General features: G+C 45.0%; 1 protein-coding gene. It reads right to left on the reverse strand.

Annotated features, from left to right (window positions below):
* Positions 1–250 (reverse strand): trypsin-like serine protease (locus L9G74_RS23195; RefSeq protein ID WP_369123395.1); only part of this gene is annotated, 250 nt, incomplete at its 3' end.
* Position 251: the final 1 nt, after the last annotated feature.

Below are 251 nucleotides of genomic sequence, written 5' to 3' on the forward strand. Positions count from 1 at the left end.
CTTTGAGATTGCTCGATGTACTTCCGATAGTTTGGTTGATCCAATCATCGTAGTACAATATATTGCTGTTGACTCCGTGTAGAGGTGACTCACCGCACTCTTCAGGTCCATAGGAAACGACTCCAACAATAGTGAATCTGTTAGTCTCTGGGTCCAACCAAGCGATGGGACCGCCAGAGTCTCCCTTACAGGTGTCTTTTCCAGGTGCATAGGTGCATACTTTCGTTTTATCAGAACCGCATGATTTTATT

The organism is Shewanella electrica (assembly GCF_022321485.1).
Taxonomy (GTDB): domain Bacteria; phylum Pseudomonadota; class Gammaproteobacteria; order Enterobacterales; family Shewanellaceae; genus Shewanella; species Shewanella electrica.